Annotated in this window: 24 protein-coding genes and 1 other RNA gene; 10 read left to right on the forward strand and 15 right to left on the reverse strand. The window is 71.4% G+C overall.

Annotation, left to right across the window (positions count from 1 at the left end; all coding sequences use genetic code 11):
• Positions 1–49: 49 nt before the first annotated feature.
• The 8 genes from D1369_RS28910 to D1369_RS28945 all read right to left on the reverse strand — a co-directional run bounded on the left by D1369_RS28910 (position 50) and on the right by D1369_RS28945 (position 9,472).
• On the reverse strand, positions 50–904 hold the full coding sequence (locus D1369_RS28910) for a DUF5336 domain-containing protein (RefSeq protein ID WP_037903265.1): 855 nt from the start codon (positions 902–904) through the stop codon (positions 50–52).
• 83 nt (positions 905–987) lie between these two features.
• Positions 988–1,893, reverse strand: a complete 906-nt coding sequence (locus D1369_RS28915; protein ID WP_007381657.1) for an N-acetylmuramoyl-L-alanine amidase — start codon at positions 1,891–1,893, stop codon at positions 988–990.
• A 10-nt stretch (positions 1,894–1,903) separates the two neighbouring features.
• On the reverse strand, positions 1,904–2,566 hold the full coding sequence (locus D1369_RS28920) for a class I SAM-dependent methyltransferase (RefSeq protein ID WP_007381656.1): 663 nt from the start codon (positions 2,564–2,566) through the stop codon (positions 1,904–1,906).
• Positions 2,567–2,859: 293 nt separating this feature from the next.
• Positions 2,860–4,599, reverse strand: coding sequence for an MFS transporter (locus tag D1369_RS28925; RefSeq protein WP_007381655.1), 1,740 nt, complete (start codon positions 4,597–4,599; stop codon positions 2,860–2,862).
• A 350-nt stretch (positions 4,600–4,949) separates the two neighbouring features.
• Positions 4,950–5,879: a helix-turn-helix transcriptional regulator gene (locus D1369_RS28930; protein ID WP_007381654.1), complete on the reverse strand. Its 930-nt coding sequence runs from the start codon at positions 5,877–5,879 to the stop codon at positions 4,950–4,952.
• A gap of 299 nt (positions 5,880–6,178) precedes the next feature.
• Positions 6,179–6,811, reverse strand: a complete 633-nt coding sequence (locus D1369_RS28935) for a response regulator transcription factor (protein WP_007381653.1) — start codon at positions 6,809–6,811, stop codon at positions 6,179–6,181.
• Positions 6,812–7,025: 214 nt separating this feature from the next.
• Positions 7,026–8,435 carry a sensor histidine kinase gene (locus D1369_RS28940; RefSeq protein WP_037899811.1) on the reverse strand — a complete coding sequence of 470 codons (1,410 nt, stop codon included), beginning with the start codon at positions 8,433–8,435 and terminating at the stop codon, positions 7,026–7,028.
• Positions 8,436–8,449: 14 nt separating this feature from the next.
• Positions 8,450–9,472, reverse strand: a complete 1,023-nt coding sequence (locus tag D1369_RS28945) for a hypothetical protein (RefSeq protein WP_158680122.1) — start codon at positions 9,470–9,472, stop codon at positions 8,450–8,452.
• A gap of 260 nt (positions 9,473–9,732) precedes the next feature.
• On the opposite strand from D1369_RS28945, the gene D1369_RS28950 reads away from it, so the two are divergent.
• Genes D1369_RS28950 through D1369_RS28960 form a run of 3 tightly spaced genes read left to right on the forward strand, consistent with a single transcriptional unit; the run spans position 9,733 to position 12,669 of the window.
• The gene (locus D1369_RS28950; protein ID WP_118082682.1) at positions 9,733–10,608 is read left to right on the forward strand and encodes a MaoC/PaaZ C-terminal domain-containing protein; all 876 of its coding nucleotides are present in this window, start codon (positions 9,733–9,735) and stop codon (positions 10,606–10,608) included.
• 31 nt (positions 10,609–10,639) lie between these two features.
• Positions 10,640–11,716, forward strand: coding sequence for a Zn-dependent alcohol dehydrogenase (locus D1369_RS28955; RefSeq protein ID WP_118082683.1), 1,077 nt, complete (start codon positions 10,640–10,642; stop codon positions 11,714–11,716).
• Between the two features lie 14 nt (positions 11,717–11,730).
• Positions 11,731–12,669, forward strand: a complete 939-nt coding sequence (locus D1369_RS28960; protein ID WP_106433593.1) for a 3-oxoacyl-ACP reductase — start codon at positions 11,731–11,733, stop codon at positions 12,667–12,669.
• A gap of 57 nt (positions 12,670–12,726) precedes the next feature.
• Here the strand turns inward: D1369_RS28960 and D1369_RS43125 are convergent, their stop codons facing one another.
• Positions 12,727–12,879: a hypothetical protein gene (locus D1369_RS43125; RefSeq protein ID WP_020116022.1), complete on the reverse strand. Its 153-nt coding sequence runs from the start codon at positions 12,877–12,879 to the stop codon at positions 12,727–12,729.
• Positions 12,880–12,975: 96 nt separating this feature from the next.
• On the reverse strand, positions 12,976–14,274 hold the full coding sequence (locus tag D1369_RS28965) for a hypothetical protein (protein WP_007381646.1): 1,299 nt from the start codon (positions 14,272–14,274) through the stop codon (positions 12,976–12,978).
• A 187-nt stretch (positions 14,275–14,461) separates the two neighbouring features.
• Between D1369_RS28965 and D1369_RS28970 the strand changes: the two genes are divergently transcribed.
• From D1369_RS28970 to D1369_RS28980, 3 genes are read left to right on the forward strand one after another with little or no spacing between them, the layout of a single operon-like run.
• On the forward strand, positions 14,462–15,301 hold the full coding sequence (locus D1369_RS28970) for a Nif3-like dinuclear metal center hexameric protein (RefSeq protein ID WP_007381645.1): 840 nt from the start codon (positions 14,462–14,464) through the stop codon (positions 15,299–15,301).
• Positions 15,298–16,041 (forward strand): C4-type zinc ribbon domain-containing protein, encoded by a 744-nt coding sequence (locus D1369_RS28975; protein ID WP_082319556.1) that lies wholly within the window; start codon positions 15,298–15,300, stop codon positions 16,039–16,041. Before D1369_RS28970 ends, D1369_RS28975 begins: the two co-directional genes overlap by 4 nt.
• A gap of 11 nt (positions 16,042–16,052) precedes the next feature.
• A complete protein-coding gene (locus D1369_RS28980) occupies positions 16,053–17,237 on the forward strand; it encodes a bifunctional RNase H/acid phosphatase (protein ID WP_037899805.1) in 1,185 nt (394 codons plus the stop codon).
• Here the strand turns inward: D1369_RS28980 and eda are convergent.
• The gene (gene eda, locus D1369_RS28985) at positions 17,220–17,864 is read right to left on the reverse strand and encodes a bifunctional 4-hydroxy-2-oxoglutarate aldolase/2-dehydro-3-deoxy-phosphogluconate aldolase (protein ID WP_007381642.1); all 645 of its coding nucleotides are present in this window, start codon (positions 17,862–17,864) and stop codon (positions 17,220–17,222) included. The genes D1369_RS28980 and eda overlap by 18 nt on opposite strands.
• Positions 17,865–17,927: 63 nt before the next feature.
• Positions 17,928–18,710: a peroxide stress protein YaaA gene (yaaA, locus tag D1369_RS28990; RefSeq protein WP_007381641.1), complete on the reverse strand. Its 783-nt coding sequence runs from the start codon at positions 18,708–18,710 to the stop codon at positions 17,928–17,930.
• 63 nt (positions 18,711–18,773) lie between these two features.
• Here yaaA and D1369_RS28995 point away from each other — a divergent pair, with 63 nt between their 5' ends.
• The 3 genes from D1369_RS28995 (at position 18,774) to D1369_RS29005 (ending at position 21,812) form a co-directional block, all read left to right on the forward strand.
• A complete protein-coding gene (locus D1369_RS28995) occupies positions 18,774–20,192 on the forward strand; it encodes an RNB domain-containing ribonuclease (protein WP_037899802.1) in 1,419 nt (472 codons plus the stop codon).
• A gap of 166 nt (positions 20,193–20,358) precedes the next feature.
• On the forward strand, positions 20,359–20,937 hold the full coding sequence (locus D1369_RS29000) for a Uma2 family endonuclease (RefSeq protein ID WP_007381639.1): 579 nt from the start codon (positions 20,359–20,361) through the stop codon (positions 20,935–20,937).
• A gap of 47 nt (positions 20,938–20,984) precedes the next feature.
• Positions 20,985–21,812, forward strand: a complete 828-nt coding sequence (locus D1369_RS29005; RefSeq protein WP_007381638.1) for an AraC family transcriptional regulator — start codon at positions 20,985–20,987, stop codon at positions 21,810–21,812.
• A gap of 74 nt (positions 21,813–21,886) precedes the next feature.
• Here D1369_RS29005 and D1369_RS43130 read toward each other — a convergent pair whose 3' ends face one another.
• The gene (locus tag D1369_RS43130; protein WP_162951037.1) at positions 21,887–22,054 is read right to left on the reverse strand and encodes a hypothetical protein; all 168 of its coding nucleotides are present in this window, start codon (positions 22,052–22,054) and stop codon (positions 21,887–21,889) included.
• Between the two features lie 348 nt (positions 22,055–22,402).
• Entirely contained in the window at positions 22,403–22,630 is a 228-nt protein-coding gene (locus D1369_RS44055; protein WP_240436106.1) for a hypothetical protein, read from the reverse strand.
• Between the two features lie 167 nt (positions 22,631–22,797).
• Between D1369_RS44055 and rnpB the strand changes: the two genes are divergently transcribed.
• Positions 22,798–23,202: RNase P RNA component class A (rnpB, locus tag D1369_RS29020), an RNA gene on the forward strand.
• Positions 23,203–23,699: 497 nt separating this feature from the next.
• Here rnpB and D1369_RS29025 read toward each other — a convergent pair.
• Positions 23,700–25,583, reverse strand: a complete 1,884-nt coding sequence (locus D1369_RS29025) for a DUF2075 domain-containing protein (RefSeq protein WP_118082685.1) — start codon at positions 25,581–25,583, stop codon at positions 23,700–23,702.
• Between the last annotated feature and the right edge of the window lie 56 nt (positions 25,584–25,639).

Genomic DNA, 25,639 nt, shown 5'->3' on the forward strand with positions numbered 1-25,639 from the left:
CGGCCCCCCGCCCGGAAGGGCGAGGGGCCGTCCTGCGACCTGGAAGGACTCAGCCGCGCTGGATGCCGCTCGTGTCCTGGAGCACACCGCGGCGGCCGTCCTGCGTCTGGGCGACCAGAGCCGGACCGCGCTGCTCGACCGCCAGGTACCAGGTACCCGGCGCGAGTTCGGCGATCGGCGTCGGTGAACCGTCCTCCGCGAACAGCGGACGCGGCACCGGCACCGCGAACCAGAACGGCGAGAACTCCGCGGCCGGCGGCTGCGGGGCCTGCGCCTGCGGCTGCGGCTGCGCGCCGAAGGGCTGCCCCGGCTGCGGCTGACCGCCGTACGGCTGCTGCCCCTGCTGGCCCGGCTGGCCCTGCTGTCCCGGCTGGTGGGGCTGGGCGCCCGGGTAGCCGTAACCACCGGGCGGCTGGGCACCGTAGGGCTGCGGCTGGGGCGGCTTGGGGGCCGGGACGAGGCCGGCCTGGAGGGCGGGGACGAGCGGGGTGGCGACGGCGGCCGCGGCCATGACCAGGGTGGCGACGAGAGCGAGGATCAGGCCGATGCCGGCGCTGACGGTGTCCGAGCTGGAGCCGTAGTCCGCGGCGCTCAGCGGGTCGAAGACGTTGCCGAGCGCGCTCCAGGCGGCGAAGACGGTGAACGCGGTGCCGACCTGGCCGAGGTCGAGGCCCGCCACCTTGGGGAGTTGGGACAGGCCGTGCGACACGACGACGAGGGCGGCGCCGATGATGCCCGCGAGAACAACCCCCATCACGACCGGACCGCTCGCCCAGGCGCTGGGGAGGTCGGCGTCGTCGGGGGCTCCGTCGACCGAGTACAGATCAAGGAACGACGCGATGAACAGCAACACCGCTGCACCGATCACCACGCCGTCGCCTCGAGTGAGGGAGCGGATATTCACTTCAAGTCCTTCGTAGGTCGTCTCGTCGTCGGTAGACCCTATCGTCCGGCCGGGCGGATCGTACGACGGGATCAGCGCACGGATCACCGCCCGTGCAGGAAACTCACGATTCCTTCAGAGATTCCCTGCGCCGCCTTCTGCCGCCACGCCCCGCTCGTGAGCAGTGCCGCGTCCTTGCTGTCGCGCATGTTGCCGCATTCGATGAACACCTTGGGAACCTTCGACAGGTTGAGGCCGCCCAGGTCGGTGCGGGTGTCGAGGCCGGTGCCGTGGCCGATGTAGTTGGAGGGCCTGGTGTTCGTCGCGTGGCGGAAGTCGGTCGCGATCAGTTTGCCGAGTTCCGCGGAGGGGGCGACGATCCGGCGGGTGTCGGCGATGCCGTGGTGGACGCGGCCGGGGAGGATCACGTGGTAGCCGCGCTGCCCGGCGCCGGCGCCGTCCGCGTGGATCGACACCACCGCGTCGGCCTTCGCCCGGTTGCCGATCCTGGCCCGCTCGTCCACACAGGGCCCGTAGGGCCGGTCGGCGTCCTGCGTCAGTTTCACCGTCGCGCCCTGCCGCTCCAGCAGGGTGCGCAGCCGGTGGGCGACGTCGAGGGCGAACTTGGCCTCCGCGTAACCGGAGTTGGTGGACGTCCCCGTCGTGTCGCACTCCTTGCGGTTCGTGCCGATGTCCACCTTGCGGTTGATCTCGGCCGGGTGCCGGAAGTTGGTGAGGTTGTGCCCGGGGTCGATGACGACGACCTTGCCCCGGAGCGAGCCGAGCGGCTTCTTGTCCTCGACGGTGGTGGAGGAGACGGTCGGCGGAGCGCTCGCCCGCGGGCTCGCCGCGGCCGCCGTCCCGTTGTTGTCGGCGGCCCCGCTCACCCCCGCGTACACCAGCCACCCGAGCAGCGCGCCCGGCACGAGCACGGCGAGGGCGACGGCCAGCGGGCGGCGCCGGGGACGGCGGGGCTGGGGGGAACCGAATTCAGGGCCTGCGTACGACACGTCTGCGACTCTATCCCCGCTCCCGGGTCCCGGCCCGCGTCCGGCGCAGCACCCGCAGCGAGTCGGTCGCGGAGACCTCCGTGAAGGCGCCGGAGTCGAGGGCCCGGAGGTAGATCCGGTAGGGCGCCTGACCGGTGAACTCGTCCTCAGGGTCCGGGAACACGTCATGGATGACGAGCAGCCCGCCCTCGGCCACGTGCGGGGCCCAGCCCTCGTAGTCGGCGTTCGCGTGCTCGTCGGTGTGGCCGCCGTCGATGAAGACCAGCCCGAGCGGAGTTCCCCAGACCTTCGCGATCTGCGGCGACCGCCCGACCAGAGCGACGACGTGCTCCTCCAGGCCGGCCCGGTACAGCGTCCTGCGGAACTCCGGCAGCGTGTCCATCACCCCGAGCTCGGGGTCCACGGTCTCCGGATCGTGGTACTCCCACCCCGGCTGCTGCTCCTCACTGCCCCGGTGGTGATCGAGGGTCAGTGCGACCACGCCGGCCTCGCGGGCCGCGTCCCCGAGCAGAATCGCGGACCGGCCGCAGTACGTACCCACCTCCAGCAACGGCAGCCCGAGCCGCCCGGCGTCCAGGGCGGCCTCGTAGAGGGCCAGCCCCTCACCCAGGGGCATGAACCCCTTCGCGCCCTCGAAGGCGGCGAGAATCTCGGGCTTGGGAGCCGCGGCCATGGGGGGTTCCTCTCGGTCGTACGGATCGGGCGTGCGGGCGGACGCCGGACGCCCCATGCTGCCGCACGCTCCTTCGCCGAGGGACGGGGGGTGCGGGGGGCGTTCGCCGGGCGGCCGCATGTCCTGGTCGGCCTGGTCCGTCTCACGGTCGCGCCCGGCGCCGGTCCGAGCAGGGAGTGCCCCCGTGTCCGGCCGCCAACGGGTTCCGCCGGGCCTACGTCTTCGGGTGCGCCCCGGTACGCCACACCCCCGCCCTCGGTGTCGGGCGGGGGTGTGGTTCCGCTGAGCGGTCGTCAGGCCGTGACCGTCTCGGTCTCGCCCGGCAGGGCCAGGTCGAGGGCGATCGCGCGCTCGTCGCCCGCGTGAGTGGCAGAAGAGGCCAGGGGACCGTGACCGGCGGCCCGTGCGGCGAGCACGTACGCGCCCCCGCTCGGCACCCCGAGTACGTACGTCCCGTCCTCGTCGGAGACCGTCGCCCCCGCCTGCCGGCCGCGCCGGTCGATCAGCGTCACCTTGGCCCGGGCGACCGGGGCGCCGGACGCGTCGAGGACTCGGCCGCGGAAGCCCCGCAGGACCTCCTCCGCCCGCGCCAGGTTCGCCTCTTCCTCACTGGTCGCCCGAAGCTGCGGCGCCCGGTTCGGCTTCGGCAGGAACAGCGCCATCAGCAGTCCGACGGCCACCGCACCGGTCGCGATGAGGAAGGACACCCGGAACCCGTGCATGGTCGGAACCGCGACGCCGCCGACGTTGTTCGCCGTGTTCGCCAGCACCATCCCGATCACGGCGCTCGACACGGACGTACCGATGGAGCGCATCAGCGTGTTGAGGCCGTTCGCCGCACCCGTCTCCGACGCGGGCACCGCGCCGACGATCAAGGCCGGAAGAGAGGAGTACGCGAGACCGATGCCCGCGCCCAGCACGACCGCGATGACCAGGCTCTGCCAGGCCGCGCTCATGAGGCCCAGGCCCGCGCCGTAGCCGATCGCGATGATCAACATGCCGAGGATGAGGGTGACCTTGGGGCCGTACTTGGCGGAGAGGCGGGCGTACACCGGTGCCGTGAACATCATCGTCAGGCCCAGCGGGGCGACCAGCAGACCCGCGACGACCATCGACTGGCCGAGGCCGTAGCCGGTCGCCTTCGGGAGCTGGAGGAGCTGGGGAAGGACGAGCGAGACGACGTAGAAGGAGACACCGACCATGATCGACGCCAGGTTGGTGAAGAGGACCGCCGGGCGGGCCGTGGTGCGCAGGTCGACCAGCGGGGCCTTCACCCGCAGCTCCATGACGCCCCACAGGACGAGGACGACCGCGGCGGCGGCGAAGAGGCCGAGCGTGGTGCCCGAGGTCCAGCCCCAGTCGCTGCCCTTGGTGATGGGGAGGAGGAAGAGGACCAGGCCCGTGGAGAGGCCGATCGCGCCCAGGACGTCGAAGGTGCCCTCGGCGCGCGCCGGGGACTCCGGTACGACGAGGAGGGTCAGGAGGATCGAGAGGGCGCCGAGCCCGGCGGCGCCGTAGAAGAGTGCGTGCCAGTCGGCGTGCTGGGCGATCAGGGCCGCGAGGGGGAGGGCGAGTCCGCCGCCCACGCCGATCGAGGAGCTCATCAGGGCCATGGCCGAGCCGAGCTTCTCGCGGGGCAGCATGTCGCGCATCAGGCCGATGCCGAGGGGGATCGCGCCCATGGCGAAGCCCTGGAGCGTGCGGCCGGCGATCATCGTGAGCAGATCGCTGGTGAGCGCGCTGACCAGGGCGCCCACGACCATCACGGCGAGGCTGAGGATCAGCATGCGGCGCTTGCCGTACAGGTCGCCGAGGCGGCCCATGATCGGGGTGGCGACGGCGCCCGAGAGCAGGGTGGACGTCAGGACCCAGGTGGCGTTGCTGGGCGCGGTGTCCAGCAGTTGCGGCAGGTCCTTGATGACCGGGACGAGCAGGGTCTGCATCACCGCGACCACGATGCCCGCGAAGGCGAGCACCGGGACGACAGCGCCGGACGCTCTCCGGGTGGGCTGGTCGGTCGGCGTGTGCGTCATGTGAGGGAGGCCTCCGGGCCTGGAAGATCGGCTTACGTGTGGCTTGAACTACGTATGCATGGGCAACTATTCCGATGCTTCGGCGTACTAAGATTTCTTTAGGTTCTCTTGGGGAAGCGGAGCCGGGTGGGGATCGTGACGGGCGTGCTGGAAGCGGCTGAAGTCGCCCACAGACCTGAACGCCTACTGATCGCCTTCGCCGGGTTCATGCCCTGGCCCCCGCGACCCTGACGATCGTCACGTCGGCCGTCCCCGAGGGCGCCGCGCGGGGCTGAGGTGATCGTTCTCAAGGTGGTGCTCACCACCTTTGCCTCAGACCTCCCGTGACCGCTGTGGGGAGTACCGCCGTTTCAGCCCATCGCCAAGGCCCCAGCGCTGGAATCCTGAGCCGGGCGAACGCTCTCCTGTACGCAAGGGCGGCTCGCCGCGTCGATGTACGTCTTGGTGACATCGGTGATGAAGTCGCGGCTGCTGTCCGGGTCGAGCGCCTGGGCCTGGAGGTGGTCGTGCAGCACGCTGTAGTGCCGCACGTCGGAGTGTTTCTCCAGGTAGAGGTCGCTGGTGAACCGTTCCAGGTACACCACCGCGCCGGGGGCGTCGGCGAACTTCAGGATGGAGAACTGTCCTGACAGGCCCGGGTGGGCGCCCACGGCGTAGGGGAGGATCTGCACGGTGATGTGCGGCTCGGTGCCGAGCGCGTTCAGGTGTTCCAGTTGTTCGCGCATGATGTCGGGACTGCCGATGGCACGGCGCAGTACCGATTCGTCCAGGACGGCCCACAGGCGCAGCGGGGAGGCCGGGTTGTAGATCCGGTGCTGTCGGCGCAGCCGCACCTTCAGGCGCGTGGCGGCCTGTTCGACAGCGAGCTGGGGGATCGTTTCCTCGATGATCGCGTGGGCGTAGGCGGGCGTCTGCAGCAGAGCGGGGATCACCATGGGTTCGTACGTGTGGAGGGAGGTGGCGTCCGTCTCCAGGGCGATGTACACGTTCTGGGGGATGTCGCCGTAGGCGTGCCACCAGCCCTGCTGCCCGGATTCCCTGGCCATCTGCATCAGTGAGTCGACGACCTGCGGGTCCGTCACGCCGTAGAGCGCGCACAGGTCGCGCACGTCGCGGGGGCTGATGGCGCGGTTGCCGTTCTCCAGGTGACTGATCTTCGGCTGGGAGACCATCAGCCGCTCGGCAACTTCCGCGCTCTTCAGCCCACTGTCCAGGCGAAGCCGGCGGAGCTCGGCTCCCAGACGGCGCCTCCTGACGGTGGGGTTGCTGTTCGCCGCCACCACGGTGTACCTCCAGCTCCAAGTCATCACGCTGGTCGCAGGTTGCCATGGCGCAGGGGCTGTTGATCACGTGCCATGCCGTCATGTCCGGCAGGCGGCCAGACGGACTGTGACGTCGGCATTTGCCTCGCGGCCGGACCGCCAGGCGTGATCGTCAACCCCGGCTTTCCAAGATCCCCCTGCAGCGGCAGGCCCGATCCGCCGGGTCGAGGGCTCCCCTTACGGCTGGTTCGTGGGCATGGCGCCGATGGGGACGGAGTGCAAGTCGGCGGAGGTGGTCGAGCAGGGCACGGCCGGCCTCACAGCCATCCCTGCTGCCGGGCCGCCCGTACCGCCTCCATCCGGTTGCGGGTGCCGGTCTTGCCGATGGCGGAGGAGAGGTAGTTGCGGACGGTGGACTCGGAGAGGTGGAGCCTGTCGGCGATGTCGGCCACCGTCGCGCCGTCCGTGGAGGCCCGCAGGACATCGCACTCACGGCCGGTGAGTGGGCTCGGGCCGGCGCTGAGAGCGGCCGCGGCGAGGGCGGGGTCGATCACTGTCTCGCCGGTCAGCACCCGGCGGATCGAGGCGGCCAGCTCCTCGACGGGACCGTCCTTGACGAGGAAACCGGCGGCACCCGCCTCCATCGCCCGGCGCAGGTAACCAGGTCTTCCGAAGGTGGTCAGGATCAACACCCGGCAGTCCGGCGCCTGGTCGCGCAGGTCGGCGGCGGCGTCCAGACCGCTCATCCCCGGCAGCTCGATGTCGAGCAGTGCCACGTCGGGGCGGTGCGTGAGGACCGCGTCCACGATCACGTCCCCCGCCGCGACCTGGGCCACGACCTGGATGTCCGGTTCCATCCCGAGCAGCAGCGCGAGTGCCCCGCGCATCATCTGCTGGTCCTCGGCGAGCAACACGCGGATGGACCTGGCGGGCCGGTGGTCCCGGGGCATCTCGTTCACGGCCCAAGGGTAGGGCGCGGGGGCGGGGGTGGAGGAGGTGCGACCGCGTTACGCCGACCCGCCTGATCCTTGAGAACTGGATCGTGGACCGGGGGAGCGGAGGAGTGGGCCGCAGGACCGGCGGAGTCGGCGGAGTCGGCGGAGTCGGCGGACGGGTCGGCGCGGTGGGCGGGGGGAACGCCGGTGTGGGCGGCTCCGCGCGGTGTCACCGGGCCGCTTCGCCGATCCGGGACCCGCCCACGGTGGCCGCCGACTCCTTGGGCTCTGCCGGTTCCTCGGGCCCTGCCGGTTCCTCCGACTCGACCGGCAACTCGGCGCGCACCAAGAATCCGCCTCGGGGCGCCGGCCCTGTCTCCAGCCACCCACCGGCGGCGGCCAGCCGTTCCGCGAGCCCCTTGAGGCCGGTGCCACCGATGCCGGGCGTTGGCACCACCGACGCCACGGACGCCACGGACGCCACCGCAGGTGCCGGTACCGGTACCGCGCCCGCAGCGCTCCCGGGAAGGCGCGTCTCCCCAGCCGCCCCCCGACCGTCGTCCCACACGCGAAGCTGTACCCGTTCCGCCGAGCCCCGCACGGAGATCTCGCAGCGCTCCGCCCCGCTGTGCCGTACCGCGTTGGTCACCGCCTCGCGGACCACCCAGCCCAGCAGGGCCTCGGTCCGGGCCGAGAGCGGAGGACCGGAGCGGTGGACCACGGGCTCGATGCCCGCGGCGCGCAGAGCCGAGGTGGCCCGGTCAAGGTCCGTGCTGAGGCTGCCCTCGCGGTAGCCGGTGACCGCCTCACGGATCTCGGTGAGCGCCTGGCGGCCGACCGACTCGATGTCGCAGACCTGCACGAGTGCCGCGTCCAGGTCGCGTGGGGCCAGGCGCCGGGCCGCCTCCGACTTCACCACGATCACCGACAGCGTGTGCCCGAGCAGGTCGTGCAGATCGCGGGAGAAGCGCAGCCGCTCCTCCTCGACCGCGCGCCGGGCCAGTTCCTCGCGGGCCTCTCGCAACTGCCGTACCGCTTCGGAGAGGGACATGATCGCGGCCGTCACCATCGTGGAGATCCACGTGGCGTACGCGGTGTCGAGTCCGCCCCAGCCGTCACGGAGGACGGCGGCCGCGCCGGCCACCACGGTCACGACCGCACCCACCCAGCGCAGGTGCGGCAGCCGCACGATCGCGCCCGTCGCGAGCCCGAACAGGGGGAAGAACAGCAGCCAGTTGCCGCCGTACCCCATCGCCAGACCGCAGGTCACCAGGCCCAGCAGTCCCAGCGCCACCCGCGTGGAGACCGCCTCCCGGGTTTCCTTGCGGAAGGCGCGGAAGGCGACGTAGATGTAGAGCGAGTTGAACGTCAACAACCCGAGGCCGCCGACCCAGGGGCTCGGGGTCTCGCTCTGGAAGAGGTTGGAGAAGGCGCCCATCCCCATCAGCAGCCACGGCAGCAGACCGAACCCGCTGCCCAGGCCGGCGTTCGTGGGGACCTCCCCGGCCTGCTGCGCCGCCTTGTACTCGGCGTTGAGGCGCTGCTTGTTCGCCTTGTAGTACCGCTGGTGTTTCCGCGCCTCGCGGACCCCCTCGCGGATCTCGTCCACGCGGCACGAGAGCTTGTGCGACCAGAACATGACCGTTCCTCCGCTCAGAGGTGCCCGGCGTGCCGCCGGTACGACAGGACAGCGTACGAACCCAACAGCCGCGGACACACTCCCCGCACGAGGACCGCCTCGGGCGCGGGCGGGTGTCCCGGCTCGTCCAGGACGGACAGGCCGGGCTCTCCGGAGACCGCCACGGCGTACCGCACCCACCGGGGCCGGCGGCCTACGGGGTTCCGCGCCCACCGGGGCCCGCTGCCGGAGAGCGGGTCGCCGTGCCGCCCGGCCATGGCGCACCGCACCCGTCCCTGGCCGCTGGAGAGCGTGTCTCCGTGTCGCCTGGTCGCGGCGTACTGCGGGCGTCGGGGTCGGCTGGTGGAGAGCGTGTCGCTGCGCCGCCTGGCGAGGGCGTGCCGCACCCGCCGGCCCCGGCTGCTGGAGAGCGAGGTCCTGTGCCGCCCGATCACGGCGCACCGCACCCGTCCCCAGCCGCTGGAGAGCGTGTCCCCGTGTCGTCTGGTCACGGCGTACTGCGGGCGTCGCGGTGGGCTGCTGGAGAGTGGGTCGTCGTCCCGCCCGCCGAGGGCGCGCCCCACCCGCTGGCCCCAGCCGCTGGAGAGCGTGTCCCCGTGCCGCCCGGTCACGGCGTACCGCAGGCGTCGCGGTCGGCTGGTGGAGAGCGGGTCGTGCCACTCGGCCACGGCGCACCGCACACGCCGGCCCCGGCCAAAGGAGAGCGAGTCCCCGTGCCGGCCGGCCGGTTCGGTGGTCCCGGCCGGCTCCAGGGCTCCGGCCACGTGCGGCGGCGACGGACAGCGGCCGTTCGTGAAGGCGCCTTGCTCACGGACGATGACCCGCGGGACCACCCGCCTCTGGTGGGGCATCGCCCCTACCCCGTCGGCCCGCACCGCGCCGAAGATCCTGTGAAGACCGAGCACCGCCACGCTCCCGCCGGGCGCGAACTCCTGGTCGGTGCCGTCGGTGCCGTCGGTGCCGTCGACGGCCCGCACGGTGCCGAGGCTCCTGACCGCGCCCCGGAGGGCCACCGCCGTTTCTGTCCCCTGTGTCATGCCGACCACGCTACGAATCCGCCCCGCCCGCCCGGCAGATGCGCTTGTACGGAATCCGGCAGGACAAATGTCACGGGTGCCGGAGCCCCGGAACCGGCCCACCTGACACACCGTCAGGAGCCTTCACAAGTGCGTTGTGCTCGGCTATACAGAGGGCGCCGGACTGGAACGCGTTCTAGATCGGCCCGCGACGACCTCGGTGCGGCCGACGGTGCGGACGGCCGTACCGAGGTCTTGACCGAGCCCCTGTCAGGAGCCGTATGCCCATCGACGCAGCCAAGGCCCTCGCCGCCGAACCCCGGACCGGTGAGATCTCCTGGAACTCCAAGGACGTCCAGCTCTACCACCTCGGCATCGGGGCGGGCTCGCATCCCGACAAACCCAGCCCCGCCACCGACCCCGACGAACTGCGCTACACCCTCGAGTCCCGGCTGCACGTCCTGCCGAGCTTCGCCACGGTCGCGGGCTCGGGATCGCCGGGAGTGATCAGCGGCCTGTCCATGCCCGGCATCGAGGTCGATCTCGCCAAGGTCCTGCACGGCGGCCAGTCACTGGTCATCCACCGCCCCCTTCCCGCCCAGGGCACCGCGACCGCCGCCCACCGCATCGCCGCCGTGTACGACAAGGGCAAGGCGGCCGTCCTGGTCATGCGGACCGAAGTCGCGGACGCCGAGGGCCCGTTGTGGACCAATGACGCTCAGATCTTCGTCCGCGGAGAGGGCGGCTGGGGCGGCGACCGGGGCCCCTCCGCCCGCCTCGAACCCCCCACGGGCGAGCCAGACCGGACCGTGGAGCGCCCCATCCGCGAGGACCAGGCCCTGCTCTACCGTCTCTCCGGCGACTGGAACCCGCTGCACGCCGACCCGGAGTTCGCCAAGGTCGCCGGGTTCGAACGGCCCATCCTGCACGGGCTGTGCACCTACGGCATGACGCTCAAGGCGGTCGTCGACACGCTGCTCGGCGGGGACGTGACCCGGGTGCGGTCGTACGTCACCCGGTTCGCCGGGGTCGTGTACCCGGGGGAGACCCTGCGGATCCGTATGTGGCACACCCCGCAGTCCACCAGGGTCGCCGTCAGCGCCGTGGAGCGCGACGACGCGCCCGTCCTCGCCGACACCGTCGTCGAACACTCCTGAACCCACAACGCCGTACGAGGGGAGCCGCACCATGCGCGCAGCCGTACTGCACGAGATCGGCCAGGAAAAGCTCGAAGTCCTCGAAGACGTAGAGGCGGTGGGCTTCGGACCCGGCAGGGTGCGGATCCGGATACGGGCCACAGGGCTGTGTCATTCGGACCTGTCCGCGATGGCCGGGGTCCTCCCGCAGCCGGCGCCCTTCGTGCCCGGACACGAAGGCGCCGGCGAGATCGTCGAAGTCGGGGAGGGCGTCAGCCACTTGAAGGCGGGCGACCGGGTCGTCGTCTGCTGGCTGCCCGCCTGCGGTGCCTGCCCCGCCTGCAAGCGCGGGCAGACCGAGCTGTGTCTGGCCGGGTTCATGAACGCCGGCACCCCCAACTTCCGGCGCCCCGGCGGGGACGTGTTCGGTTTCGCGGGGACCGGCACCTTCACCGAGGAGGTCGTCGTCGACGCGGGCTGCGCGGTGCCGATACCCGACGACGTGCCCTTCGACATCGCGGCGCTGATCGGCTGCGGGGTCACCACGGGACTCGGGGCCGCGCTCAACACCGCGGACGTGGAGGCCGGTTCGTCGGTCGCCGTCATCGGCTGCGGTGGCGTCGGCATCTCCGCCATCCAGGGCGCCCGCCTCAAGGGCGCCGCCGAGATCGTCGCCGTCGACCCGGTCGCCTCGCGCCGCGAAGCCGCCCTGGGGTTCGGCGCCACCCGGGCCGTCTCCCCGGACGAACTCGCCGACGCCAAGCAGCAGGTGACCGCGGGCGAGGGCTTCGACTACGTCTTCGAGGTCGTCGGCAAGTCGGCGACCGCGAGGACGGCGTACGAGACGACCCGGCGCGGCGGCACCCTCGTGGTCGTCGGCGCGGGCGCCATGGACGACAACCTCCAGCTCAACATGTTCGAGCTGTTCTTCGACGAGAAGCGCATCCTGCCGTCCCTGTACGGCGGCGGGGACGTACTGCGCTCCTACGAGCGGACCATCGCCCTGTGGCGGGCCGGCCGTATCGACCTGGACGGTCTGATCACCCACCGGGTGTCGCTGAGCGAGATCAACGAGGCGCTCGACCAGATGCGCACGGGGAGCTCACTCCGTACCTGCATCGAGATCTGAGGGCTGCGATGACCGTGCCACTGCCACTTGAGGGGCTCTCAGCGATCGTCACCGGCGCCGGACGCGGCCTTGGCCGGGCCGAGGCGCTGGAGCTGGCCCGGCTCGGCGCCGCCGTCGTCGTCAACGACTACGGACAACCGGGCCGGGACGGCTCCGGCGAGGCCTCCGCGGGCCCCGCCGAGCAGGTCGCCGACGAGATCCGGGCCGCGGGCGGACAGGCCGTCGCCCACACCGGGGACGTGGCCGACCACCAACAGGCGCGTGAGCTCACGGAGTTGGCGATCGCCGAGTTCGGCAAGCTCGACATCCTCGTCAACAACGCGGGCATCCTGCGCGACCGCATGGTCTTCTCCATGACCGAGGGCGAGTGGGACGCGGTGATCCGGGTCCACCTCAAGGGCCACTTCAACACGACCCGGTTCGCGGCCGCGCACTGGAGGGACCGGTCCAAAGCGGCGGGCGGGCCGGTGTACGGCCGGATCGTGAACACCTCCTCGGAGGCGTTCCTCGCCGGGTCCGCAGGACAGCCCAACTACGCTGCGGCCAAGGGGGGAATCGTCGGACTCACCACCTCGACGGCCCTCGCGCTCGCCAAGTACGGCGTCACCGCCAACGCCATCTGCCCGCGCGCCCGCACCCGGATGACCGAGGAAGTCTTCGCCGGTCTGGAGCAGCCCGAGTCGGGACTCGATCCCCTCGCCCCCGAGCATGTCGCCCCGCTCGTCGGCTACTTGGCCTCACCTGCGGCCGAGCGCGTCAACGGCCAGCTGATGGTCGTACACGGAGGGATGGTTGCCATCGTCGAACGGCCGCGGGTGCAGGCGAAGTTCGACAGCAAGCAGGACACCTTCAGCTACGACGAACTGGACGCGCTGCTCACCCCGCACTACGCGCGACGGCCGGCGGGGGAGACCTTCGCGGCGGCCGAAGTGCTGGGGCTCAAGCGGGAGTAGACACGAAACGGCCCCGCCCCTTGCAGTAAGGGCGGGGCCGTGTGTCGCCGTCCGACCTCAGGCCGCGGCCTCGGTCTGCTCGACCGACTTGCGGTGACGGCCACGCGGGGCCGTGTCGCTGTCCTGGACCGAGACCGGACCCCGGTGCTTACCGTGGCCCGTGGACTCCTGGACGTCGGCAGTCGACTGGTTCGTGCTGGCGTCGCTCATGGAAGTAATTCACCCCGTCAACATGATCTTTCTTACAGCGGGGGGAGTTTAACCGGCACACCACAGGGCGAATCCAGGCGGCCGAGCCAACCGGCACTACTTCGTTACAAGATTGCCCAACGGGGCTTGCTGCAAGGGCACGGGACGGGCCACGGCAGACTCCGGAGGGACCGGAGGGACCGGTTCGGGCGCCCCCGCGACCTCCCCGCCGCCGCCCTCCGAACCCTCCAGGCCGACGTCCCCCGCCCCCGTTCCCCCCGGGCCCTCCGCTTCCCCTGCGAGGGCCCCGTGCCCCGAGGCCGCCGCCCACCGCGCCACCCCGCACGGCGTGTCCGCCGTGGCGTACGGCAGGAGCAGCTCCCCGTCCTCGGTCCACAGCCCGGCACCGGCCAACCACCCCTCGGGCGCCGGGAGATGCTGGACCTGCCGGGCGGCGGGCCGCCACACGCCCACCCAGCTGCCCATCGGCCCGTCGACGCGCAGCGCCACCCCGCAGCTCTCCGGCACCAGCACCTGCCCCGGCTGGATCGCGAACGGCGTCAGCGCGCAGTCAGGGACCCGCAGGCACTCCGGGAAGCGCACCGGCAGCGTGCTGCCCAGCACCCCCCAGCCCAGCCGCGGCCGCCCCGGCGACGGCGCGTCCGAGGAGATCAGCAGCAGCCCGCTGTCCGGGTCGGCCAGCAGCAGCCGGTCGTCACTGCCGTCGGCGATCTGCAGCAGCGGCGACACCTCCCCGCCCCGCTCCAGATCGACCACGACCGCCTTGGTCCGCCCGTCCGTCTCCCGGTCCAGGGCCAGCATCCGCCCGTCCCGGTCCAGCCACACCCCGCCCGAGCAGCGCCCCGGGACCTGCGCGAGGTGCTCCGGCCCGAAGGCACCGCCCGCCACCAGCCACACGGCACTGGAGTGCGGGCCCACCGCGAGGGCGTACGCCTTCTCGCCGCCCGGCGCCGGCGGCAGCAGCCGTAGGACCGTGCCCTGGTCCGGGCACTCGACCGCGCCCAGCGGCAGCTCACCCGTCCGGGGCCCGGTCGGGTAGAGCAGCGAGAAGGTGTGCCGCCCGCCCGTGAACCGCCTGATCAGCACCCGCCCGTCGCCCATGGGCTGCACCTCGGTGCCGGGCTCCTCGGGCTGGTTGCCGGGCAGTGGCACCGCGTAGGGCTCGGGGCCGTCCAGGGTCCAGCGCTCCGGGAACCAGGAGTCGCCGTTCCGGGCGAGGCGGGCCGCGTAGGAGCCGTCGACGGTGATCACACATCCGGTCCGCGGGGCCCTGCCGTCCTCGGTGATCACGTGCTCCGTCCGCGAAGTCTCCCCGTCGCCGTTTTCCTCGTCCCCGTTCTCCCCGTCCCCGTTCTCCTCGTTCGCCGCCGCGGGTTCGATGGCACAGGCCGTCATCGTCCGGTCACCTCCGGTCACGAAACTAGTTTTCGCACGCACGGGCGTGGGACGGGCGGGCTTCCCCTTCACACAAAGGGGTGGCACAGGAACGATTCGCCTGAGGAAACCGGGGCGACTGTGCTGACCGGGACTGCCGTGGGCGGCTCAGGTTCAGCGGGACAGACCAGGCAGGTAGCCTTTCCCCGTGCCCCGTCTGTCTGAAGTCATCGCCGCGCTGGAGAACCTGTGGCCCGCCGAGCGGGCCGAGTCCTGGGACGCGGTCGGCACCGTCGTGGGCGAACCCGACCAGGAGGTCGCGCGGGTCCTCTTCGCCGTCGACCCGGTCCAGGAGATCGTCGACGAGGCGGTGAAGCTGGGCGCGGACCTGCTGGTCACCCACCACCCCCTCTACCTGCGCGGTACGACGACCGTGGCGGCCTCGCACTTCAAGGGCCGGGTCGTCCACACCCTCATCAAGAACGACATCGCGCTGCACGTGGCCCACACCAACGCGGACAGCGCCGACCCGGGCGTCTCGGACGCCCTCGCGGGCGCGCTCGACCTCCGTGTCGTACGGCCGCTGGTGCCGGACCCGACGGACTCGGAAGGGCGCCGGGGACTGGGCCGCGTGTGCGAGCTCGACCCCCCGACGACCGTCCGCGAGTTCGCCGCGCGGGCCGCCGAACGCCTGCCGGCCACCGCCCAGGGCATCCGCGTCGCCGGCGACCCCGAGGCCACCGTCCGCACGGTCGCCGTCAGCGGAGGCTCCGGCGACAGCCTCTTCGACCAGGTCCGCGCGGCCGGCGTCGACGCCTTCCTCACCGCGGACCTGCGCCACCACCCGGTCTCCGAGGCCCGGGCCCACAGTCCTCTCGCGCTGCTCGACGCGGCGCACTGGGCCACCGAGTGGCCCTGGTGCGAGCTGGCCGCCGCCCAGCTCGACGAGATCTCCGACCGCCACGGCTGGAACCTGCGTGTGCACGTCTCCAAGACGGTCACCGACCCCTGGACCAGCCACTCCCCTTCACCTGGAGCCCCCAACTGAACGCCGCGCCCGCCGACCAGATCCGCCTCCTCGACGTCCAGGCCCTCGACGTCCGCCTCCAGCAGCTCACCCACAAGCGCAGGTCGCTGCCCGAGCACGCCGAGATCGAGTCGCTCACCAAGGACGCCACCCAGCTGCGCGACCTGCTCGTGGCCGCCCAGACCGAGGAGAGCGACACCGCCCGCGAGCAGACCAAGGCCGAGCAGGACGTGGACCAGGTGCGTCAGCGTGCCGCCCGCGACCAGCAGCGACTGGACTCCGGCGCCGTGACCTCGCCGAAGGACCTGGAGAACCTCCAGCGCGAGATCACCTCCCTGGCCAAGCGCCAGGGCGACCTGGAGGACGTCGTCCTTGAGGTCATGGAGCGCCTGGAGTCCGCACAGGAGCGGGTGGCCGAGCTGACCGGACGCGTGTCCTCCGTCCAGTCGAAGATCGAGGACGCCACCGCCCGCCGGGACGCGGCCTTCGAGACCCTCGACGGCGAGATCGCCTCCGTGACCAAGGAGCGCGAGGTCATCGCCGCCTCCGTCCCCGCCGACCTCCTCAAGCTCTACGAGAAGCTTCGCGAGCAGCAGGGCGGCGTCGGCGCGGCCAAGCTGTACCAGCGCACCTGCCAGGGCTGCCGCCAGGAGCTGTCCATCACGGACTTCAACGAGGTCCGCGCGGCCGCGCCCGACACCGTGGTCCGCTGCGAGAACTGCCGCCGCATCCTGGTGCGCACGTCCGACTCCGGCCTGTAAGGGGCGTCGGCGTGCGGGAGTTCATCGTCGAGGCCGACGGCGGCTCGCGGGGCAACCCCGGGCCGGCCGGCTACGGCTGCGTGGTGTTGGACGCGGCGACGGGGGAGACGCTGGTCGAGACGTACGAGTACCTCGGCGTCGTCACCAACAACGTCGCCGAGTACCGGGGGCTGCTGGCGGGTCTGCGCGCCGCGCACGACCTCGACCCCTCCGCCCGCGTCCACGTCCGCATGGACTCCAAGCTCGTCGTCGAGCAGATGTCGGGCCGCTGGAAGATCAAGCACCCCGACATGAAGCCGCTCGCTCTGGCAGCCGGGCGGGTGTTTCCGCCGGGGCGGGTGACGTACGAGTGGATCCCGCGCGAGCAGAACAAGCACGCCGACCGGCTGGCGAACGAGGCGATGGATTCGGAGGGTTCCGCGAGTTCGGTTCGGCAGCCGTCTCCTGCTGCTGAAGCTGATGCTGGCGCGGCCGCCAAGGCCGAGACTGACGTGCCTGCCGCCAAGGCCGAGGCCGACGTGCGGGCTGCCAAAGCGGTGGCCGCCCCCGGCTGGGCCCCGGCCGACATGGGTGCGCCGGCCACCTTCGTACTCCTGCGGCACGGGGAGACTCCGCTCACGCCCCAGAAGCGGTTCTCGGGGAGCGGCGGTACGGATCCCTCCCTCTCCGAGGTCGGCAGGGAACAGGCAGACCGCGCAGCGACCGCCCTGGCACGCCGAGGCACGATCCAGCACATCCTCACCTCCCCCCTGACCCGTACCCGGCAGACCGCCGCCGCCGTGGCCGACCGGCTCGGTCTCGAGGTCACCGTCGAGGACGGCCTGATCGAGACCGACTTCGGCGCCTGGGAGGGGCTCACCTTCGGCGAGGTGCGCGAGCGCTACCCGGACGACCTCACCGCCTGGCTGTCCGACCCGGAGGCTCAACCCACCGGCGGCGGCGAGAGCTTCGCGGCCACGGCGACCCGGATCGCGGCGACCAGGGACAGGCTCGTCGCGGCGTACGCGGGCCGCACGGTCCTGCTCGTCACGCACGTCACCCCGATCAAGACGTTCGTCCGCCTCGCGCTCGGCGCCCCGCCCGAGTCCCTGTTCCGCATGGAACTCTCGGCGGCGTCCATGTCGGTGGTCGCGTACTACGCCGACGGCAACGCGAGCGTGCGGCTCCTCAACGACACCTCACACCTGCGCCCGTAGCCGCAGCCGGGACGCCTCCCGGGCCAGCCTTTCGACCCGCCCCCAGTCCCGCGCGGCGACCGCGTCCGCGGGCAGCATCCACGTCCCGCCCACACAGCCGACGTTGGGAAGGGCCAGGTACTCGGGGGCGTTCCCGGCCCCGATCCCTCCGGTAGGACAGAACCGAGCCCGCGGCAACGGCCCGGACAGCGACTTCAGATAGGCCGTGCCCCCGGCCGCCTCCGCCGGGAAGAACTTCATCTCCCGCACCCCCCGCTCCAGCAGCGCCACGACCTCCGAGGCCGTGGACACCCCCGGCAGGAACGGCACCCCGGACCCCCGCATCGCCTCCAGGAGTACGTCCGTCCAGCCCGGGCTGACGAGGAAGCGCGCACCCGCCGCCACCGACTCCCGCACCTGCCCGGGCGTGATGACGGTCCCGGCCCCGACCACCGCGTCCGGCACCTCCTCGGCGATCGCCCGGATCGCGTCCGGCGCGGCCGGCGTCCGCAGCGTCACCTCGATCGCGGGCAGCCCGCCGGCGACAAGCGCCCGGGCGAGCGGCACGGCGTCGGAGGCGTCCGCGATGACGACGACGGGCACGACGGGCGCGATGTCGAGCAGAGAGGCATGCGGGGAGGAGGCCATGGCGTCATCCTGCCGAAGCGCTGCACTGTGCGCAAAGGTCGTTGCATTCCATGCAACGACGTCTCAGTGGATCTCGTCCACCAGCACATCCAGGGACCAGGCCTGCCCCGCCTTGGCGGGCACGGACGCCTCCACCACGTACCCCAGCTCCCGCAGCGCCTCGACCAGCTCGGCCGGCCCCTTCGGCGAGACCCCGGCCGACAGCAGGCTGCGCACCATCCGCCCCTTCGTCGCCTTGTTGAAGTGGCTGACGACCTTCCGGGTCGGCGCGTGCAGCACCCGTACGGTCGCCGTCCGCCCCGCGACCTCACCCTTCGGCTTCCACGCGGCCGCGTAGGCGGAGGACCGCAGATCGAGAACGAGGCCGTTCCCGGCGGCCTCGGTGAGGGCGGCGGCCATCGGCGTCCGCCAGTGCGTGCCCAGCGCCCCGATCCCGGGCAGCCGCACCCCCATCGAGCAGCGGTACGACGGAATCCGGTCGGTCACCCGGACCGCACCCCACAGCCCCGAGAACACGAGCAGCGAACGCCCCGCGCGCCTCTTCGCGGCCGCGTCGAGGGAAGCCAGGTCGAGGGCGTCGTAGAGGACACCCGTGTAGATCTCCCCGGCGGGACGCGCTCCCGCGGTCCTGAGCTCGACGTTCTTCGCGACCTCGCCGCGCAGTCCCTCGCTCAGTCCGAGCACCTCGCGCGCCTTCTCCTCGTCGGCGGCGCACAGCTCGACGAGCGCGTCGAGGACGGCCTCCCGGCTCTCGTTGAGCCCCGGCAGCGACAGCGACTCCAGTTTCAGCGGGGCGCCACGACCGGAGGACGCCTTGCCTTCGGAGGGAGGCAGCAGGACCAGCACGGAACATCTCCTTCTGTTGAGCTCCGGACAGCGTACGGGGCCCGATCTGCTTACCCTCGCTGTATGCCCCGCCGCCGCATACGTGTGACCGACGTCCCGCTACGGGCCGCCTTCGCCGCCCTGCGCACCGAACTCGGCGTGCCCTCGGACTTCCCGCCCGAGGCGACGGCTCAGGCGGAACGGGGGCCCGACCTGCAGGGGTACGAGGACGCCACCGACCTCCCCCTCTTCACCATCGACCCGCCCGCCTCCACCGACCTCGACCAGGCGATGCACCTCTCCCGACGGGGCACCGGCTACCGCCTCCGGTACGCCATCGCCGACGTCGCCGCCTTCGTGGTCCCCGGCTCGGGGCTGGACGCGGAGACCCACCGGCGGGTGATGACCCTGTACTTCCCGGACACCCGCGTTCCGCTCCATCCGCCGGTGCTCAGCGAGGGCGCCGCGAGCCTCCTCCCGGACCAGGTCCGCCCCGCCGCCCTGTGGACGATCGACCTCGACGCGGAGGGCCGTACGACCGCCGCCGACGTCCGCCGGGCCCTGGTCCGCAGCCGGGCCAAGCTCGACTACGAGGGCGTGCAGCGGACGATCGACGCGGGCACGGCGGAGGAGCCGCTGGAGCTGCTTCGCGTCGTCGGCGAGCTGCGGGAACGGCTGGAGGTCGAGCGCGGGGGCATCTCCTTGCGGGTCCCCGAACAGGAGATCGTCGAGCGGAACGGCTCGTACGAGCTCACCTACCGCGCTCCGCTGCCCGCCGACGGCTGGAACGCCCAGATCTCCCTGCTCACGGGTATGGCCGCCGCCGACCTGATGCTCGCGTACGGCACGGGAGTGCTCCGCACGCTCCCCGCCGCCCCGGACGGCGCGGTGGGCCGCCTCCGCCGCACCGCCACCGCCCTGCGCATCGACTGGCCGCACCATGTGTCGTACGCGGCGCTGATCCGTTCCCTGGACCCGGGGATCCCGTCCCACGCGGCGTTCCTCCAGGAGTGCACGACCCTGCTGCGGGGCGCCGGCTACACGGTCTTCCGCGACGGCGTCCTGCCCTCCCCCACCACCCACGCGGCGGTGGCCGCCCCGTACGCCCACTGCACGGCACCCCTGCGGCGCCTGGCCGACCGGTACGCGTCGGAGATCTGCCTGGCGGCGGTGGCGGGGGAGCCGGTGCCGGAGTGGGTGCTCGCCGCTTTCGAGGCGCTGCCTCGCGAGATGTCCGAGGGCGGCCACCGTGCGGCCACGGCGGAACGGGCGTGCGTCGACCTCGTCGAGGCGGCGGTGCTCAAGGACCGGGTGGGGGAGGTGTTCGACGGGTGCGTGGTGGACGTGGACGAACACCGGCCGACGGTGGGGACCGTGCAGTTGGAGACCCCGGCGGTCATGGGCCGGATCGACGGGGAGGATCTGTCGCTGGGCGAGCGCCTCAGGGTGAAGGTCGTGCAGTCGGATCCGGGAACCTCGAAAGTGCGCTTCGCGCCTGCTTGATCGCAGGTCGGTGGGTCCGGCGGTTGAGGGGCGGCCTCGGCGACTGACGTCGGTGACTGACGGCGCTCATCCTCGTGTGCCACGATCGAGGGAACGGTTCCCGATCTCTCGGGCAGGTGATCTTCCGATGTCCCAGTCTGGCGAGCGACAGAAGGAGGGGCGTGACATGACTGCCATGGCCCACGAGTCGCTCACGCAGGAAGAGGTCCTGCTGGAGGGCTTTCTCGCCCTGGACGCTCCGGAGGGTTTCCGGGCGGAGCTGATCGAGGGGGAGATCGTTGTGACGCCGCCGCCGGACGGGGAGCACGAGAAGTACATCAGCCGAATCGTGCGGCAAGTGATCAAGCACGCGCGGATCGAGATGGACTTCTCCGGGAACAAGGGGCTGAAACTGAGAAGCGGCGAAGCCTGTCCGAAGAACCACGTGGTCCCCGACGTCACGCTCGCGCCTCTTGAGCTCGATCTTTTCGGGAGCGCCGACTCCTGGATGCCCTGCGACGGCGTCGCCTTGGTCCTCGAGGTGACGTCCACCAAGCCCAAGGCGGATCGCGAGGCCAAAAGGCGCTGCTACTCCCGCGGCGGTATCCCTCTCTACCTGCTCGTCGACCGGGAGACGTCGTCGGTCACCCTGTTCAGCGACCCGGAGAAGGACGACTACCGGGAGCACTGCACCCGCCCCTTCGGGAAGCCGATCACCCTGCCCGACCCCTTCTCCTTCGACCTGGAGACCGCGGACTTTCTCTGACCGCCACGGCGTTGCACCCTCTGAGCAAGACGGACAGGGGGACGACCGTGGCGGAACAGGCACTGTGGACGAGAGCACGGCTGGGCCGCTGCGGCCCCCCGCTGGACCTCCTGACCGCCCGCTTCGACCGCCACGTCTACGCCTCGCACACGCACGAGCAGTTCAGCATCGGCATCTGCGTCGGCGGCTCCGAGGTCATCGACTACCGAGGCGACCACCTCCGCCCGGGCCCGGGCTCCATCGTCGTACTGGCCCCAGGCGAAATGCACACAGGCCGCCCCGCAGCCGCCGACGCCGGCTACGCATACCGCGCCCTGTACCCCGACCCCGCCCTCCTCACCGAGGGCACCGTCGGCGGCGGCCTCCCGTACTTCCGCGACCCCCTCCTCGACGACCCCGAACTCGCCTCCGCCCTCGGCCGCGCCCACACCGAACTGAGCGCCTGCCCGGACCCGTTGGAGGCCGAGTCCCGCCTCCCGTGGCTGCTGACGGCCCTCGCCCGCCGCCACTCCACGGCCCGCGCTTCCGACGATGTCGTCCCAGGCGCCGCCCACATCGCCCACGCGGTGCGGGACCGCCTGGCCGACGACCTCCTGGAGCCCCCCTCCCTCGCCGAACTCGCCACCGCTCTAAGCCTGTCCCGCTACCAACTCCTCCGAGCCTTCCGTACGACGATGGGGATGCCCCCGTACGCCTGGCTGGCGCAGCACCGGGTACACCGGGCCCGCGGACTACTGGAATCCGGGCTCAGGCCGGCCGAGGTCGCGAGCCTGGTGGGCTTCGCCGACCAGGCGCACCTGACCCGCTGGTTCCGGCGGGTACTCGGGGTCACCCCGGCGGCGTACCGCAACAGCGTTCAAGACGCGGGCCGCTGACACGCTGAGGATGGCCGCATGACTGCGCGCGGCTGGTTCCTGTTCTCCCTGATGGGAGTGGTCTGGGGCATCCCCTACCTGCTGATCAAGGTGGCGGTGGACGCCCCGCTGTCCCCGTCGATGGTGGTGTTCACGCGCTGCGCGCTGGGCGCGGCCCTGCTCCTGCCCTTCGCGATACGGCAGGGCGGCCTGCCCGCCACCGTTCGCACCCACTGGCGCCCGATGCTGGCGTTCGCGTGCATCGAGATCATCGGACCCTGGTGGACCCTGACCGACGCGGAACGCCACCTGTCCAGCTCGACAGCGGGCCTGCTGATCGCGGGTGTCCCGATCGTAGGAGTGGCCCTGGCGCGCTTCTTCGGCGAAACGGAGAGGCTGGGAGTGCGGCGCGTCGTCGGGCTCGGCCTGGGCCTGGCCGGCGTGGGAGTCCTCACGGTCCCGCACCTGACCGGCGGCGACGCCCGCTCCCTGGCCGAGGTGCTGCTCACGGTGATCGGCTACGCGACGGCCCCCCTGATCGCCGCGCGTCACCTGAAGAACGTCCCCACCCTCCAGCTCATCGCCCCTTGCCTGGCCCTCGCGGCCCTGGTCTACGCCCCGGCGGCGGCGATGACCTGGCCGTCGACGATGCCCTCCCCCTCGGTCCTGGCCGCACTGGCCACCCTGGGCGTGATCTGCACCGCGGTCGCCTTCGTGGCCTTCCTGGAGCTGATCAAGGAGGCCGGCCCGACCAGGGCAACCGTCTTCACGTACGTCAACCCGGCGGTGGCGGTGGCAGCGGGCGCGATCTTCCTCTCCGAGCCCCTGACGGCGGCCATCGTCGCGGCCTTCACCCTGATCCTGGCGGGCTCGGTACTGGCGACCGCCTCCGGTGCGGGGGCCACCGCCCGCCCGGCGCTGGGTCCCCCGAGGGGCGAGGCCGCGGGCGGGGCCCCAGCCGGACAGAGACGAGGCGCGCGCCCGGTAACATGGTCGACACGGCAGACGAGCCGGGCGGACGGCCGCGTGAAGTCCCCTCTTGGAGGGCTTCCCGAGGAACGTCCGGGCTCCACAGGGCAGGGTGATGGCTAACGGCCACCCGGGGTGACCCGCGGGAAAGTGCCACAGAAAACAAACCGCCGGGGACTTCGGTCCTCGGTAAGGGTGAAACGGCGGTGTAAGAGACCACCAGTGCCCAGGGCGACCTGGGCAGCTAGGTAAACCCCACCCGGAGCAAGGTCAAAAGGAAACACCCCGGTGTTTCTGCGGGGACGCTCGAGGGCTGCCCGCCCGAGTCCCCGGGTAGACCGCACGAGACCGGCGGCAACGCCGGTCCTAGATGGATGGCCGTCTCCCCGACCGCCGCGAGGGGGTCGGGTGACAGAACCCGGCGTACAGCCCGACTCGTCTGCCATCGGGGCCCTGAACTGGGATTTTTTCCCAGTCAGGGTCCTATCCCGTATCGAGGCACTTCCGCTTCTCTCTCGGGGTTCCCGCGCGTTCCCGTGCAAGTGTGTACGCGTTGTGCACTGGGGCGACCTCTCGGTCGTGGGCGTGATGGCTGAGGGCACCGGGACTGAGCAGGGGCCACCGGAGGCCGCTTCGACCTCGACGCGTGGGCCCGGCCGTTGTGTGCTCTCGTAATGGCCGGGGCCCGACGACGCACGCTGAAGGCCCGACTGCTGTCCAGCGTGATCGTGGGACGTTCCGGCGTCAAGAAGGCCTACGACCCGATGCCGCGTGGCGTGGGCGGCAAGCAGTGCGTGCACGTGACCCCACCGGCGTGCCAGCCGCCACGAGCCGAGCTGCATTTGATAGGCACGGTGCCGTCAAGATCGTAGTCAGCGTGAGCGACTCGAACCGCAGACTGATGCGGACTGTGGGGACATGTGGTCCGCAGATACATGGTCACGCGAGGGCAGGCACAGGTGTCGAGGGAGCCACGAGTTCCCGCAACTTCGTACGGGTCTCGGCGTCGGTGGAGTAGATGACGGTTCCGACCATGCCGCGGGTCAGCAGGACCTTGTAGGTGTTCAGGATCAAACGGTCCACATCTCCATCGGGCGTGGACTTCTTGAACACGGGGTCCTTGGACGCCGTGCGGTCGACGATCCAACGATCCTCGCGCCACACGAGGTCTGGGCCGATGATGACTCCGTTCCAGTCGTACTCGAAGCCCTGGGCCGTGTAGACGCAGCCGACCTGGCCGAAGCCGGCGGGATCCGTGGCCCAAAGGGCTGCCGGCGGAGCACCATTCACGGCACGCTCGCCGAAGACGTTCCACGGCCGGGCCCATTCGCCGATCACGACGTCGGTGGGCAGGGCCTGGCCGGGCGGAACCTTCTTGGTCCAGGGCCAGCAGTATCCGGCTGTCATCCGCGCGCCGTAGCCCTGCTCGCGCTTGGCCGTAAGGAACGCTTCCAACTCCTGCGGGCTGTCGACCACTTCGAGGACAACCTTGCCGTCGTCCTCCCACACCACCGGCCCGGTGCCCTCCAGCCCGAGCAGCCGTACTACCCACCGCAGATACGCGTCGCTGCCTCCGCACCGGAACTGACTGTCCAACTCCACGATCCGGCAGCGCAGTCCGCGTGCAGCCGCAGCGGCCCGGATCTGCTCGACGGTGCCCATTTCCCCCGGCCGTACCACCTGGTGCTGGTCGAGGAGGAATACGGGCACGCGTGCGACGTCTATGAGTTCGTCGATTTGTCGCTTGCCAGTGCGGTGTGAGGAGGGGGTGTACCGGTTCGCTGAGGTTTCCCGGATGCGGTGGGCTTCGTCGCAGATCAGCACGGAGAGACTGTTCTTGGGTGCCGTCATGAAGCTGTTGAAGTATTTGAAAAGCTCTTGGACTTCGCGTTTGCGGGCGCCTGCGACCTTTCGCATGGTTTTGGTGAAGGACTGTGACCCGGTGGCGTGCAGTGCAGGTGTGCCTCGCCGGTAGAGCTCTCCGAGGAGGGAGAGCGCGATCACGCTCTTGCCGGTGCCGGGCCCGCCCGTCACCACGACGACTTCCTTGTGATCCGACTCCTCCGCCCTGCGTACAGCCGCGAGCACCAGTTCGTACGCCACCTTTTGCTCGTCCAGCAGCACGAACTGCTCCCGCTCACGCACCTCCTGAGCCGCCACCGTCATCAGCTGGAGTGAGGGCCGGGCCTTCCCGGCCAACAGGGCGTCGGCCGCTGCGGCGCCCGGCCGTGGTGCGAGTTTCGAGCGCAAGTAGTCGAGGAACTCGCCGCGCCTCTCGGCGGTGAACATCCGTCCGCGCTCGCTCTGCTGCGCTTCGTACAGTCCGCTGACCCCGAATTCCGTGGCGTTGTGGAGATAGGCCACACCGCAGATCCGATCTCCGTGTTCGGCAAGCGCTCCATTGAAGCTCACCAGATAGTCGCAGTACCCCCGGACCTGCTCGATGGGGTTGAGGACGGGCTGGGCGTAGGCGTCGACCCGGCACAGCAGGGGGTCGTCCTCGTCGGGGTACGCCTGGCTCCACTGCTTCAATTCCACGACAACGTAGGACGGTTCGCCGGTTCGCGGGTGCACGCCGGCCAGCACCGCGTCCGCTCGCTTGCTGGTGAGCGGGAGCGAGTACTCGACCAGCACCTCCACCTGACTGAGACCGGCATCGACCAGGGCCCGCCCAAGAGCGGGTAGCGAGCGCTCCCACGAGCGAGCCTCGGACAGGCTGGGCTTGTAACCGTGGTTGTGCACGAACTGCTCGGCGAGGTGCAGGAACAACGAACCGTCAAGGGTCCGCGCGGTGATCGCTTCTGCGGACTCGCGGAACAGCAAGGAACTCCCCCAGGCAGCACGAAGTGACTCGTGCGGGTGGGGGCATGTCCTTCGAG

Source organism: Streptomyces sp. CC0208 (genome assembly GCF_003443735.1).
GTDB lineage: Bacteria > Actinomycetota > Actinomycetes > Streptomycetales > Streptomycetaceae > Streptomyces > Streptomyces sviceus.